Source organism: Mesorhizobium tamadayense (genome assembly GCF_003863365.1).
Classification (GTDB): domain Bacteria; phylum Pseudomonadota; class Alphaproteobacteria; order Rhizobiales; family Rhizobiaceae; genus Mesorhizobium; species Mesorhizobium tamadayense.
This window is the reverse complement of record NZ_RQXT01000037.1, coordinates 61,068-74,477: the sequence shown is the minus strand read 5'-3', so window position 1 is coordinate 74,477 and position 13,410 is coordinate 61,068. Positions and strand designations below refer to the sequence as shown.

General features: G+C 64.5%; 14 protein-coding genes. 6 read left to right on the top strand and 8 right to left on the bottom strand.

What is annotated here, in order from left to right:
* Positions 1 to 260: 260 nt before the first annotated feature.
* Complete coding sequence (locus tag EH240_RS25280; RefSeq protein ID WP_125003706.1) at positions 261 to 782, bottom strand: hypothetical protein; 522 nt, start codon at positions 780 to 782, stop codon at positions 261 to 263.
* 787 nt (positions 783 to 1,569) lie between these two features.
* On the opposite strand from EH240_RS25280, the gene EH240_RS25275 reads away from it, so the two are divergent.
* On the top strand, positions 1,570 to 2,508 hold the full coding sequence (locus EH240_RS25275) for a diacylglycerol/lipid kinase family protein (protein ID WP_125003704.1): 939 nt from the start codon (positions 1,570 to 1,572) through the stop codon (positions 2,506 to 2,508).
* 71 nt (positions 2,509 to 2,579) lie between these two features.
* Here EH240_RS25275 and EH240_RS25270 read toward each other — a convergent pair whose 3' ends face one another.
* The 3 genes from EH240_RS25270 to EH240_RS25260 are packed head-to-tail and all read right to left on the bottom strand — an operon-like array spanning position 2,580 to position 6,324.
* The gene (locus EH240_RS25270) at positions 2,580 to 3,503 is read right to left on the bottom strand and encodes an NAD(P)-dependent oxidoreductase (RefSeq protein WP_125003702.1); all 924 of its coding nucleotides are present in this window, start codon (positions 3,501 to 3,503) and stop codon (positions 2,580 to 2,582) included.
* Positions 3,500 to 4,711 (bottom strand): mandelate racemase/muconate lactonizing enzyme family protein, encoded by a 1,212-nt coding sequence (locus tag EH240_RS25265; protein WP_125003700.1) that lies wholly within the window; start codon positions 4,709 to 4,711, stop codon positions 3,500 to 3,502. The genes EH240_RS25270 and EH240_RS25265 overlap by 4 nt, the downstream gene beginning before the upstream one ends.
* Positions 4,708 to 6,324, bottom strand: a complete 1,617-nt coding sequence (locus EH240_RS25260) for a GMC family oxidoreductase (RefSeq protein WP_125003698.1) — start codon at positions 6,322 to 6,324, stop codon at positions 4,708 to 4,710. The genes EH240_RS25265 and EH240_RS25260 overlap by 4 nt, the downstream gene beginning before the upstream one ends.
* 206 nt (positions 6,325 to 6,530) lie before the next feature.
* On the opposite strand from EH240_RS25260, the gene EH240_RS25255 reads away from it, so the two are divergent.
* From EH240_RS25255 to EH240_RS25245, 3 genes are all read left to right on the top strand, one after another.
* Complete coding sequence (locus EH240_RS25255; protein WP_125003696.1) at positions 6,531 to 7,472, top strand: phosphoribosylaminoimidazolesuccinocarboxamide synthase; 942 nt, start codon at positions 6,531 to 6,533, stop codon at positions 7,470 to 7,472.
* Between the two features lie 89 nt (positions 7,473 to 7,561).
* On the top strand, positions 7,562 to 7,957 hold the full coding sequence (locus EH240_RS25250) for an acyl-CoA thioesterase (RefSeq protein ID WP_125003694.1): 396 nt from the start codon (positions 7,562 to 7,564) through the stop codon (positions 7,955 to 7,957).
* A gap of 116 nt (positions 7,958 to 8,073) precedes the next feature.
* Positions 8,074 to 8,277 (top strand): hypothetical protein, encoded by a 204-nt coding sequence (locus EH240_RS25245; RefSeq protein ID WP_125003692.1) that lies wholly within the window; start codon positions 8,074 to 8,076, stop codon positions 8,275 to 8,277.
* A gap of 168 nt (positions 8,278 to 8,445) precedes the next feature.
* Here EH240_RS25245 and EH240_RS25240 read toward each other — a convergent pair whose 3' ends face one another.
* Entirely contained in the window at positions 8,446 to 8,814 is a 369-nt protein-coding gene (locus EH240_RS25240) for a winged helix-turn-helix transcriptional regulator (protein ID WP_125003690.1), read from the bottom strand.
* A 91-nt stretch (positions 8,815 to 8,905) separates the two neighbouring features.
* Here EH240_RS25240 and EH240_RS25235 point away from each other — a divergent pair, with 91 nt between their 5' ends.
* Positions 8,906 to 9,511, top strand: coding sequence for an NADPH-dependent FMN reductase (locus EH240_RS25235; RefSeq protein WP_125003688.1), 606 nt, complete (start codon positions 8,906 to 8,908; stop codon positions 9,509 to 9,511).
* A gap of 4 nt (positions 9,512 to 9,515) precedes the next feature.
* Here EH240_RS25235 and EH240_RS25230 read toward each other — a convergent pair whose 3' ends face one another.
* Positions 9,516 to 9,956, bottom strand: a complete 441-nt coding sequence (locus EH240_RS25230; RefSeq protein WP_245436355.1) for a winged helix-turn-helix transcriptional regulator — start codon at positions 9,954 to 9,956, stop codon at positions 9,516 to 9,518.
* 97 nt (positions 9,957 to 10,053) lie between these two features.
* On the opposite strand from EH240_RS25230, the gene EH240_RS25225 reads away from it, so the two are divergent.
* On the top strand, positions 10,054 to 11,031 hold the full coding sequence (locus tag EH240_RS25225) for a quinone oxidoreductase family protein (RefSeq protein WP_125003686.1): 978 nt from the start codon (positions 10,054 to 10,056) through the stop codon (positions 11,029 to 11,031).
* 10 nt (positions 11,032 to 11,041) lie between these two features.
* Here EH240_RS25225 and EH240_RS25220 read toward each other — a convergent pair whose 3' ends face one another.
* Together EH240_RS25220 and EH240_RS25215 are read right to left on the bottom strand one after the other, a co-directional pair.
* A complete protein-coding gene (locus EH240_RS25220) occupies positions 11,042 to 12,355 on the bottom strand; it encodes a hemolysin family protein (RefSeq protein WP_125003684.1) in 1,314 nt (437 codons plus the stop codon).
* An 87-nt stretch (positions 12,356 to 12,442) separates the two neighbouring features.
* Entirely contained in the window at positions 12,443 to 13,357 is a 915-nt protein-coding gene (locus EH240_RS25215; protein WP_125003682.1) for a LysR family transcriptional regulator, read from the bottom strand.
* Between the last annotated feature and the right edge of the window lie 53 nt (positions 13,358 to 13,410).

The following is a 13,410-nucleotide window of genomic DNA, read 5'->3' as shown; positions in this document are numbered from 1 at the left end:
AACGGAGCGAAGACCCAAGGATCCATGCCGTTACATCGAAGCTCCACCAGCGGTGCAGAATTCTGCTCCGCTGCACTCTTCGGCTGAGATCACGGCATGGATCCTTGGGTCTTCGCTCCGTTCGCGTCGCTACGCCCAAGGATGACGACGTTGGGGAGGCTTCGGCCAATTCCGTGCGGTTGCGATGGTTCGCCGAAACGAACCGTGAAATCCCGGCTGACGATATGTCTACGACCTGTCAGAATCCTCGTGTCGAGGAACTACAGCCCGCTCGGCACCAGTCCCGCCAGCCAGTTTGCCGACCGCTTCGCCATGTCCACGGTCGCGGTGGTCGCGCGGCCGAGATCGGTCTTGACCACGGCATAACCGGCCTTGGTGCGGTAGAGCACGGCGCTGCCGCCGTCGACCGCGGACTCGAAGGCGACCGGCCGCGCCGCTTCCGTCTCGCTGGCCGTCACCGTCGCGCCGACCGGGACGCTCGGGCGATGGTTGAGCTCGGGCGGCAATGGCGCGATGGTTTCGACGACGCGGTTCGCCGGCTTCAGCTCCGGCCCGGACGCTTTCGCGGCGAGCTCCGAGGTCGATGCCGAACCCTTGGCGCGGCAGATGCCGGAAACCAGCGGATAGTTGAAATTGCGCTGATGCAGCATCTGGCTCTTCATCGCCGCTTCGCAGTCGGCGATCGTCGCCCATTTGGCGGGCGTCTCGCCGATATACTCGCAGAGCTTGGCGTTGCAGTCGCAGCCGACGATGGTCATGGCGACAAGGGCGGTCTTGATCACTGTCTTGTCCCTTCGAACTCGTTCCCGGCACGATCAATCGCGGGGGAACAAGGCGGGATTTGGCCGCGATTGTGAATTGTGCATGACGGCGTGTTGCTGAAGGTTGCTTGGCTTGCGACTGTTGCGGGAAAGCATCAGTGGCGGCGGCCGCGGAACGATGCGGATGCGAGCGCAGCGGCGAGGCAAATGGGCCCAAAAAGACAGTCGGCGCTGGGATTTCTCCCAGCGCCTCCCTGTCAGATCAGGAACCGTTACGGCAGCAACTTCCGTAAAGTCGTCGCGCCAGGCCGGCCTTGATTTTGACGGTCCTGCCAGTCGCCCACCCGAAGGCAACGCCCGTTCCAGACCACGCCGCTCTCCGCCCTTGCGGGCTTCGCCCAGCGTGCCATCGAAGGTTTTCACCGGCCTTCATGGCAGCATCGGTCCGCCTCGGCGTTCGCACGCTTTCCGCGGCCCCGCAGACATCCGTCCCTCCAACAGGCGAACCTGCTTTCGTTCCGGGCCGTACGGGCCTCAGGAAATCCGCCTTGCGCTTTGCCTTTCGGCGAGGCGTTCGGTAGCCGCCTGAGATGGGTTTAATGTACGCCCGGTAAGGGCTTTGCGGAATAGACCCGGACCTGTGGATAGCGGGATTATCGGGGACCGATTTCACCAAGACGGGAATTTCACGGCCAACTGTCTTAGACAGCCTGCCCCCACATTTGGGCGCTTGCCCTGCCGGCCGGCGCGGGCTTCAATGCCGGCAAAGGATCAGGCGGGCTGCTCCAGGCCGTCGGGGAGGACGGGATTGAAGGTCGGGGTGGTTCTCAATCCGATTGCGGGAGGCGGTAAGCTCAAGCGGCATTGGCCGGAGATCGCCGCGTCGCTCAAGAAGCATTTCGGCGATTTCGACCTGCGCGAGACGCAGACCAGCGGCGATGCCGAGCGGCTGGCGATCGACCTGGCGGTCGATGGCTGCGACCTGGTGATTGCCGCCGGCGGCGACGGCACGGCCAGCGAGGTGGCGGATGGGCTGCTGCAGGCAGAGCTTGAGACTGGCAGGGCGACCGAGCTCGGGCTTCTGCCCTGCGGCACCGGCATCGATTTCGCACGTGGGCTCGGCCTGCCGCACGGTTTCGACGCCGCGCTGAAGCGCATCGCCGGCGCGAAGGTCCGCAAGATCGATGCCGGGCGCATCTCCTACATCGACGATCATGGCGCGCTGGCCAGCCGCCATTTCATCAACATCGCCAGCGTCGGGCTTTCCGGCGCCACCGATCGCGCGGTCAATGCGGACAAGCGCAAGGGCAGGGTGTCGGCCAAGGCGCTGTTTTTCTGGCGCACGGTGTTGGAGTTTGTCCGCTACCGGTTCCAGGATGTCAGCATCACCATCGACGACGGGACGCCGGTCGAGGCGCGCATGGCGCTGGTGGCGGTGGCCAACGGGAAATTCTTCGGCGGCGGCATGATGATCGCGCCGGACGCCGAACTCACCGACGGCCAGTTCGACATCGTCATCCTGCGCGCTGCCGGCAAGCTCGGGCTGATCCGGGACATCCGGCTGCTCTATGGCGGGCGCCACCGCAACCACCCGGCGATCACCATCCTGCGCGGCCGCAAGGTGCTGGTCGAACCGCTCGGCGATGTGGAGAAGAACGGGGCGCTGGTCGACATAGACGGCGAGTCGCCCGGGCGCATTCCGGCAACCTTCGAAATCCTGCCGGGCGCGCTGACGTTGAGATGTTGAATCAACGGATTCAACATCTGATTCCACGGGCGGAGCTAACCATTTGAAAACAGCTGGCTAAAGTTTTTGGCTTATGCCTCCAGCCTGGCTGGAAAGCCCGGGGCGCGAAGCTCGATTCCGACAGCGTCCTCAAGCAGCTTGACGATCTGTGTCGACCAGGCGTCGCCGCCATAGGCTTCCTTGCCTTGCTCGAAAATCGCGTTGACGCGCGACGCCAGATCAAGCGGCACACCGAAATCCCTGCCCATGGCAAGCGCGAAGCCGAGGTCCTTCAGCGCCAGGTCCATGGTGAAGCCGATGTCGTAGGAGCCGTTCAAGACGAGCTGGCTTTCTGTCTCGTGCACAAAGCTATTGCCGGAGGAGGCGACGATCGCATGGTAGGCTTGGGCGAGGTCGAGCCCGCCTTGCTTGGCCAGCATCAGCGCCTCGCCGGCGGCGACCAGATGGATGAAGGCCAGCATATTGGTGATGACCTTGATCACCGCCGCCGAGCCGACTGGACCCATCAGGAGCGACTTCGCGCACATCGCCTCGATCGCCGGGCGATGACGGGCGCAGAGCGCGGCATCGCCGCCGACCAGCGCGGTGATTTTTCCTGACGCCGCCAGATGCACGCCGCCGGTGACCGGGCATTCCAGCGTCTCGATACCTTTCGCCGAAGCAAGTGCCGCCAACCGCACGATCTCGTCGCGGCCATTGGTCGACATCTCGATCCAGGTGCCGCCGGCGGGCAGGCCGTCGAGCAATCCGTCGGGGCCAGCGAGCACCGCCTCGCTGACTTTCGGCGAGGGCAGGCAGGTGATCGCATTGCCGGCGCGGGCGGCCGCCTCGGCAGGGCTGGTTGCCGCCGTGGCGCCGAGCGCGACAAAGCGCTCTACAGCCGCCGGGTCACGGTCGAAGACGGTGACAGCAAAGCCGTGGCGCAGCAGGCTGGCGGCAAGGTTGCCACCGAGGTGGCCAAGGCCGATGAAGGCGTAGGCGAGGCGCGGGCTCACGGCATCAGCGGCGTCTGCATCATCTGCAGATGCAGTTCGTTGCCACTGTAGGGATGCGCGTCGCAGACCGCCTCGTCGAGCTCGACGCCGAGGCCTGGCTCTCTTGATGGAATGACGTTGCCGTCCTGCCACTCGATCTTCTTCTTGAGCAGCGTGGCGTGGAAACCGTCCCACTGCTTCAACGATTCCAGGATGAGGAAGTTGGGCAGCGTCACCGCCAGCTGGATGTTGGCGGCGCCGACGATCGGCCCGCAGTAGCAATGCGGCGCGACCTGGATGTGGTAGGCCTCGGCCATAGCGGCGATCTTCTTGGTCTCCAGGATGCCGCCGGAGCGACCGAGATCCGGCTGCAGGATGGTCGCGGCGCGGTTCTCGATGACGCGGGCGAATTCGAATTTCGTCGTCAGCCGCTCACCGGTGGCGATGGGGATGGAGGTCGCGCGAGCAACCTGGGCCATCACCTCGGGCATGTCCGGCGGCACCGGCTCCTCGAACCACAGCGGATCGTAGGGCTCGATAGCGCGCGCGAGACGCAGCGCGCCGGAAGCGGTGAACTGGCCATGCGTGCCGAACAGGATGTCCGCCCTGTTTCCGACAGCTTCGCGGATCGCCTTGATCATGCGCGCCGAAAGATCGATGTCGACGAGGCGCGGCTGGTGGCCGTCGAAGGCAGTGTAAGGGCCGGCCGGATCGAGCTTGACGGCATTAAATCCCTGCTCGACATATTCGAGCGCGCAGGCGGCGGCCATGTCGGGGTCGTTGTAGACGTTCTTGCCACGGGCATCTTCCGAATGGACGCTGCCGGTATGCGGATAGAGATAGGTGTAGGAGCGCAGCGTCTCGTGCACCTGGCCGCCGAGCAGCTTGTAGACCGGCTTGTTCGCTTCCTTGCCGATGATGTCCCAGCAGGCCATTTCCAGCGCCGAGAAGCAGCCCATGCCGGAAACGTCGGGGCGCTGGGTGAAGCCGGAAGAATAGGCGCGGCGGAAGAAGTTTTCGATGTCGTGCGGATCGCGGCCGACGAGGTAGCGCTCGGCCATGTCCTCGATCATCCTGGCCGTGACATGCGCCGAGAAGGTGGCGTTGTAGGCCTCGCCGTAGCCCACCACGCCGCCGTCGGTGGTGAGCTTGACGAAGATGAAATACTTGCCGCCGATGCCAGGCGGCGGGTTGCCGACCACCCAGGTCTTGACGTCGGTGACTTTCATTTCTGATCCTCCAGAACCAGCTCGGCGCCTTTCCATCCGGTGAGGATCGAGGCGGCGTTGGTGTTGCCTGTGATGTTGTCGGGGAAGATCGACGCATCGATGACCCGGAGGCCTTCGAGCCCATGTACCTTCAGGCGTGGATCGACGACAGCGCGCGCGGCGTCCGGACCCATGCGGCAGGTCGAAACCGGATGATAGACGGTGCCCGAGCGTTTCCTGAAATCCTGAATCAGATCGGCATCGGAAGTGACTGAAGGGCCAGGCAAAACCTCTTCCTCGATGATCTCGGCCATTGCCGGCATCGCGGCGATCTTGCGCACGAACTTCACTGCCGCCAGCATCTCGTCGACATCGGCGTTGGTGGAATAGGCGTCGGCCACGATCCTCGGATAGTCGCGCGGATTTTTCGAGCGGATCATGATCTCGCCTCGGCTCGACGGACGGCAGTTGGAGAGGCCGATGGAGAAGCCCGGCCATGGATCGGGCGTCAGGATCGGGCGCTCGCCGCTCTTTGGAATGACGGTCGAGAAGGCCTGGAAATAGAGCTGCATGTTCGGCCGCGCCATCGACGGGTCGGTGCGGAAGAAGCCGCCGGCGTTGTTCATCGACAGCGACAGCGGACCGGAGCGCAGCAAGATGTACTGCATGCCGACCAGAAGCTTGCCCCACCATGGCCGCAGGATCTGGTTGAGCGTCGGCAGCTTGCCCTTGAAGGTGTAGTTGATGCCGACATGGTCCTGCAGGTTGGCGCCGACATTGTCGTTTGCGTGGACGACCGGGATGTCGAGACCGCCGAGCAGCGCCGAGGGCCCGACGCCGGAAAGCTGCAGCAGTTGCGGCGAGTTGATCGAGCCGCCTGAGAGGATCACTTCGCGGCCCGCGCGGACGCTCCTGGTTTCGCCGTTCTGCAGATATTCGATGCCGACGGCGCGCTTGCCTTCGAACAGGATTTTCGTTGCCAGCGCATTGGTCTCGACGCGGACGTTGCCGCGCTTCATCGCCGGGCGCAGGAAGGCGCGGGCGGCGGACATGCGGCGGCCGTTCCTGGTGGTGATCTGGTAGATGCCGACGCCTTCCTGGCTGGCGCCGTTGAAGTCCGGGTTCAGCGCCAGGCCGGCCTGCTGTGCGGCCGCAAGATAGCGCTTTGTCAGCGGATGGACCGCGTTCGAGCAATCGGTGATGCGCAACGGCCCGCCGACGCCTCGCCACTGGTCGGCGCCGGCCGCATTGTCCTCTAGCGCCTTGAAGGCGGGCAGCAGCTCGTCATAGCTCCAGCCGGGATTGCCCGCGGCCGCCCAGGCGTCGAAGTCCTCGCGTGCGCCCCTGATCCAGACCATGGCGTTGATCGAGCTCGAGCCGCCGATCAGCTTGCCGCGCGGCCAGTGGTCGGCATTGTTGCTGAGGCCGGGGTCGGGCTCGGCCTTGTAGTTCCAGTTGACGGCAGGATCGAAGAAGGTCTTGCCGTAGCCGAGCGGCATCTGGACGTAGAAGCGACGATCGGTGCCGCCCGCTTCCAGAACCAACACCGAGAAGCGGCCCGAGGCCGACAGTTTGTCGGCAACAACCGAGCCGGCAGAGCCGGAGCCGACGACAATGAAATCATAAGTCTGCATGGTGGGCGCGGGCTGTTCCTGAAACTACGGCACCAACGTAGGCGCGGCGGGTCCGCCAAGTCGCCTGGCCTTCCGGCATCGGTTGTGAAAAAAGCGACCGCGATAATTGGTCGAGTTGCGGAGAATCCAGACAATCGCGCTTGATACGCAGGGGGTCGACGCCTTATGCGATGGCATCGGCCCCACTGCGCAAGGCAGGACATCACATGCGTATCCTGTCGGATGCTTTCATCCCGGAACTGCCCGGACACTACAAGGGCAAAGTCCGGGAAAACTACGACCTGCCGGACGGCAGGCGCATCATCATCGCCACCGACCGCATCAGCGCCTTCGACATCATCCTGGCGTCTATCCCTTTCAAGGGCGAGATTCTGACCCAGACGGCCCGCTACTGGTTCGAGGAAACCGCCGATATCTGCCCCAACCACGTCCTCGAATATCCCGACCCTAATGTCGTCGTCGGCACCAGGCTCGATATCCTGCCGGTCGAGATCGTCGTGCGCGGCTATCTGGCGGGGACCACCAGCACCTCGATATTGACCCGCTACCGCAAAGGCGAGCGGAGCATGTATGGGATCAGCCTGCCGGACGGCCTGCGCGACAACGAAAAACTGGCCGAGCCGATCATCACGCCGACGAGCAAGGCCGCGGATGGAGGCCATGACGAGCCGCTGTCCAAGGCTGAGATCATCGAGCAGGGGCTTCTTACGCAGGCACAGTGGGATACCGTTTCGGGCTACGCCTTGAAGCTGTTCGCCCGCGGCCAAGCGCGGGCCGCCGAACGCGGCCTCATCCTCGCCGACACCAAGTATGAATTCGGCACCGACAAGAGCGGGGCGGTCATCCTGGCCGACGAAATCCACACGCCCGACAGCAGTCGCTACTGGATCGCGCAAAGCTACGAACAGGCTCTGGCAAGCGGCGCGCGGCCGGAAAGCTTCGACAAGGATTTCATCCGCTCGTGGGTGACGGCTCGGTGCGATCCCTACAGGGACCCGATCCCGACGATCCCTGGTGAGATCATCGAACAGGCCTCCAGGGTCTATGCGCAGGCCTACGAGGCGATCACGGGCAAGGAATTTGTTCCCGACGTTTCGGGGGCTACCGTGCTCGATCGCATTCGCTCGAACCTGGCGCGCTATTGCTAGTGGCTCCGGGCCGGAGCCCATGGCGCGTTGACCTCCAGACGCCGTGACGCTACGGGACCGAAGGCGATAAATCTCGAAGGATATCCCGCATGGTGCACTACGCGGACGGAAAGCCGATCGGCGATCTCACCTTGCGGACGCTCGCCATGCCATCCGACGCCAACGCTGCCGGCGACATCTTCGGCGGCTGGGTGATGGCGCAGATGGATCTTGCCTGCGGCATCCGCGCCGCCGAGCGCGCCAAGGGCCGCGTGGTGACGGCCGCGGTGAAGGAGATGTCCTTCGCCAAGCCGATGAAGATCGGCGACACGCTTTGCATCTACACCCATGTCGAACGCGTCGGCCGCACCTCGATGACGCTCAAGGTCGAGGCCTGGGCGCAGCGCTATCTCTCCGACCTGATGGAGAAGGTCACCCACGCCGATTTCGTCATGGTGGCGCTCGACGGCGAAGGCAAGCCGAAGCCGGTTCCGGCCGAAAGCTGACGCGAGCCGATTCTCCCAATCCGGGACGTTTGTAACAACGCCCGCGCGGGTGATGCGCTTCGCGACATCCAATGGTTGCCTCCACGTCCGATTTTGCCGGCGTTGGAGGAAAGACAATGCGTCAACATATGCTGAACGGCTGGCTCGTGGCGGCCCTTGTCGCGCTGGTCTGCCTGCTCGGCATAACGACCTATGTCGAGGTCAAGACAGACATTCCGCAAGCTGCCTGTGGGTACGGCAATAGGGGTATCGGAAGGCAGGCGGCGGGGTGCGAAATCTGCAGCCCGGCGCCATGCGACAGCACGGTGCCGAGGGCCTGACTGGATGTCGTCGGAACATAGCGGTCGCCATCAAGGTCGACCGTGAGCCGGTCAGCATCACCTCCTACGTGACACGCCAGAAGCTGCCCCGGCAAAGACCGTGAGCCGCCTATGCCGAAGGCAATGCCGGCCGCAGTGAGATCCTAAGCCCCTTGCGTCGTAAGGATTTCAGCCGTGCTCGCTGTCGAATTTCTCACGCGCGGCCTTGACCCTCTCGGTGTTCTTGCGCGCCCATGCGCCGAGCGCGCCGACCGGCACCAGCAGCTCGTGGCCGAGCTCGGTCAGCTCGTAATCGACGCGCGGCGGGATGGTCGGAAACACCTTTCGCGTGACGAAGCCGTCGCGCTCCAGGCCGCGCAACGTGGTGGTCAGCATCTTCTGCGAGATGCCGCCGACGGCGGCGCGCAATTCGTTGAAGCGCATCGCTCCGCCGCCCAGCTTGCCGACCACCAGCACGGTCCATTTGTCGCCGACCCGTTGCAGGATCTCCGACACGGCGCGACAGTCCTCGGTGTTGTGCGGGTGCCTCAGTAACAAAAACGTGCCTCCTTGCGTGCGGCTTTGTCAGTATCACATATAGCGCCGGTATCCAAACGATACCAGAAATTCCCGCAAGGAGAGCCCCAAGATGTCCAAGCCCAAAATCGCCATTGTCGTCGGTTCGACGCGCGCCGCCCGCTTCGCCGACGTGCCGACGCAGTGGATCGCCAAGATCGCCAAGACGCATGCCGACATCGATGTCGAAGTCGTCGATCTGCGCGACTTCCCGCTGCCCTTCTTCGACGAGGTCGCGTCGTCCGCCTGGGCGCCGTCGCAAAACGAAGTGGCGCAGCGCTGGCAGAAGAAGGTCGCCGGGTTCGACGGCTTCATCTTCACCGCCGCCGAATACAATCACGGCCCCACGGCGGTGCTGAAGAACGCCATCGACTACGCCGCCAACGAGTGGAACAAGAAGCCGGCCGGTTTCGTCGGCTACGGCAGTGTCGGCGGCTCGCGCGCCGTCGAGCAGCTCCGGCTGCATGCCGTCGAGCTGCAGATGGCGCCGGTCAAGTCGGCCGTCCACATCGCCTGGGGCGATTTCCTGGCCGTCCGCCAGGGCGAGAAGAAGCTCGAGGACATCGAGCACCTCAACCAGGCCGCTGCCGCTCTGGTCAATGATGTCGCCTGGTGGGCGAAGGTGCTGAAGGCGGCTCGCGCGGCCGATGCAATCGCCGGCGAAGCCCAAGCCGCTTAAGGCGTCACATCCTCCCAAAGATCGTCTTCCGGGGCGGCGCTTGCGCCGCCCTTTTCAATTTGTGGAAGCCCCTCGTCTGCCTTGGGCGGATGATGCAGTCGGCCAGCCGATGCTTTTCATCGAGCGCGTCCGCATGGTGCTGTCCCCACTCGCAAAGCGCCAGCAGGATCGGCTCCAGGCTGAGGCCGAGCGTCGTCGCGGAATATTCGACGCGGGCCGGAACCTCGGCGAAAATCGCGCGGCTGACCAGCCCGTGCTCCTCCATCTCGCGCAACTGCTCGATCAGCACTTTCTGGGTGATGCCGGGCATCAGCGCCTTCAGTGCCGAGAACCGGCGAGGGCCATCGAAGAGATAATAGAGGATCACCGCTTTCCAGCGGCCCGAGATCACCTTCAAGGCGCGCTCCGCCGGCAGCATCGGGAGTCTCTTTGTCGCTCGGGACATGGTCACCTCCTGGTGAGCAGCGGACAAATCTGTGTGTAGCGGCGAGAGCGCAGATAGTGGCACACGGCGGCCGATGCCATAGCGATCGGAGCCTGCCATGAAAGCCATTAAGTACAGCCGCTTCGGCGGTCCCGAAGTGCTGCAAGTCGTCGATGTTCCCAAGCCGTCGGCTGGCGCCGGGGAGATTCTGGTCAAGGTTGCAGCCGCCGGCATCAACTTCTTCGAGGTGCTGATGCGGGCGGATCGCTATGCGGTCACGCCGGGCCTGCCGATGTTTCCCGGCGTCGAGGCCACCGGCACCATCGAGGCGGTCGGTGAGGGCGTGGACCCGCGGCTATTGGGAAGCCGCGTCGCCGCGCCGCTGTTTGCCTCGACACGCCCGTTTGGCGGCTACGCCGAATATGTGACGATCGACGCCAGCCTGGCGGTGCCGTTGCCGGATGCGCTTTCCTTCGAGGACGCGACGGCCTTGATGGTGCAAGGCCTGACGGCCTTGCACCTCCTGCGGCGGAGCTCGCCTACGAACAAATCCATATTAGTGCCGGCTGCCGCGGGCGGCGTCGGCTCGCTGCTTGTGCAACTGGCGCGAGGGCAGGGTGCCGGCCGCATCATCGCGCTGGCCGGCGGCAAGGCCAAGCGCGATATCGCTTTGTCGCTCGGCGCCGATGCCGCCGTCGATCATCAGGCGACGGATTGGGTGGCCGAGCTCAGTGATGTTGCGAAGGATGGCGTTGATACGATCTATGACACTGTCGGCGGTGCGATGACCGGAGGCCTCCTGGATGTGCTTTCATCCGGCGGCGAGCTGGTGTTCGCAGCGCTCGGCCGTCTCGCGCTCGGCGCCGACGGGTTGGAAGCGATGATCGGCCGCAATCAATTGCTCAAGGGCTTTGCGCTGCTGCCGCTTTTGTCTGCCGACGTGCTGAAGGCGAGCCTGTCCGAAGCTTTCGATCTGGCGGCGAGCGGTCGGCTGCGGGTGGCGATCGGCGCGCGCTTTCCGCTCCATGAGGCCGGCAACGCGCATCGCTTGATCGGGGAGCGCCGTTCGACGGGCAAGGTCGTGCTCATTCCATAATGGTTTGATTCTATCGGCGCGCGATCGGGCGATGGCCGTCGGGCAGTCGCGTTGCGATCAGCTTGTCGATGCGGCGGCCGTCGAGGTCGACCACCTCGAAGCGCCAGCCTTGCGCGTCGACGCATTCGCCGGTGGCGGGAAGGTGATGCAGGTGCGACAGCACATAGCCGGCCACCGTCTCGTAGTCGCGGTTCTCCGGCAGGTCGATGCCGAGTGTTTCGGCCATCTCGTCGGCCTGCATGTAGCCGGCGAGCAGCCATGAGCCGTCCTCGCGCTTGACGGCATTCTCTTCCTCGCCGGCCTCCACGTCCGAGCGGAAGACGCCGGTGATCGCTTCCAGGATGTCGGCCGGCGTGACGATGCCTTCGAAATGGCCGTATTCGTCATGGACAAGCGCCATCGGCACGTCCGATTCCTTCAGCGTCGCCAGCACGTCGAGCGCGTCTGCCTGGTCGTGCACGATGGGCGCTGCGCGCACATGCCGGCGCGGTTCCAGCACCTTGCCGCCGAGGATCGCCGCCAGGACGTCGCGCGTCTGTACGACGCCGACCATGGCGTCGACATTGCCGTCGCCGGCGGGCAGGCGCGAATGCTGGGTCTCCATCAAGAGCCGCCGGATGGCCGCCTCGTCGGATTGCAGGTTGATCCAGTCGACCTCGGTGCGCGGCGTCATAACGGCGCGCACGGCGCGGTCGCCGAGGCGCATGACGCCGGCGATCATGCGCCGCTCGTCGGATTCGATGGTGCCGTGATGCTCGGCCTCGGCGACCAGCATCTTGATCTCCTCGTCGGTGACCTTCTCTTCCGCTTCGCCGCGCTGGCCGAGCAGCCAGAGCACGGCGCGGCCGGAAATATCGAGCAGGAAGACGACCGGCGCCGATACCGTGGCGAGGATGGTCATCGCCGGCGCCGCCCTGACCGCGACGCGCTCCGGATCCCTCAGCGCGATCTGCTTCGGCACGAGCTCGCCGACGATGAGCGAGGCATAGGTGATGATCGCGACGACGATGCCGACGCCGATGGGGTCCGCGATGGTCTCCCGGATGCCGGTCGAGGCCAGGTATTGCGCCAATCGCTCGCCAAGCGTGGCGCCGGAAAAAGCGCCAGACAGCACGCCGACCAGGGTGATGCCGATCTGCACCGACGACAGGAACTTGCCTGGATTGGAACCGAGCGCCAAAGCGCGGCCGGCGCCCCTGACGTTGCGGTCGATCATCGCCTTGAGGCGGGCCGGCCGCGACGAGACGATCGCAAGCTCGGACATTGCCAGAAGGCCGTTCACCAAGATGAGGACGGCCACGATGGCGATTTCAACATAAAGCATGGGCGGTCAATAGCATTGCTGCACTGCATTCGAAAATAGTCCGCCGTTATTTTTGGAGGGGGACAATTTTTTGGACCGGCGAACTGTTCAGGCGACATCCCAGGGCGGCGAGGAAAAGTGCTCGATCAACGCATCGACGACGACGCGTACCTTGGGCGCGAGGTTGCGCGTCACCGGCCAGACGGCGTGGACGACGACGTTCTCGATGAGACAGTCCGACAGGACCATTTCGAGCTCGCCCCGCTTGAGGCTGTCGGCGATCAGCCATGTCGGCAGGAAAGTGATGCCGCAGCCAGCCAAGACAGCGTCCAGCATCGGTTCGCCGTGCCCCAGGACCAGCCGCGCCTGCGGCTGGAATTTGCCGATATGACCATCGCTGTGCCGGACCGTCCAGGGATGAACTATGCCGTTGCGGCCATAGGCGATGATGCCATGGCCGGCGAGATCCTCGATCGATCGCGGCCTGCCATGTTTTTCGAGATAGGCCGGGGCCGCGCAGATCGCCGAGCGCTGTGCGTAGATGCGTCTGGCCGCCAGCGACAGGCTGTCGTCGAGTTCGCCCATGCGGACAGCGAGATCGATGCCTTCTTCGACGAGATCGACGCGACGGTCGTTGAAGGAGATTTCCATCGCCAGTTCCGGGAAGCGGCTGGAAATGCCGAACAGCACGGGCGCGACACATCGGCGGCCAAAGGCGAGCGGCACGTCGACACGCAGCTTGCCGGACGGAAGCTGTCTGCGCGAGGCGAGCAATGCCTGCCCGGCCTCGATCTCCGCCAAGGCCCGCACGCAGGTCTCGTAATAGCTCATGCCCTCGCTGGTCGGGCTCAGGCTGCGGGTGGTGCGGTTGAGCAGGCGAACGCCGAGCCGATGCTCCAACTGGGCAACCGACTTGCCGATCGCCGACTTCGTCACACGCAGCCGTGCGCCGGCGCCGGTGAAGCTGCCTGCCTCGACCGCGTGAACGAATGCGATGATGCCTTGCAGGTCGGTGGGTTCCACCCGGATTTTCCCTTTTGTATATTTTTCTTCTTCAATCGGTATCCAATTATGCC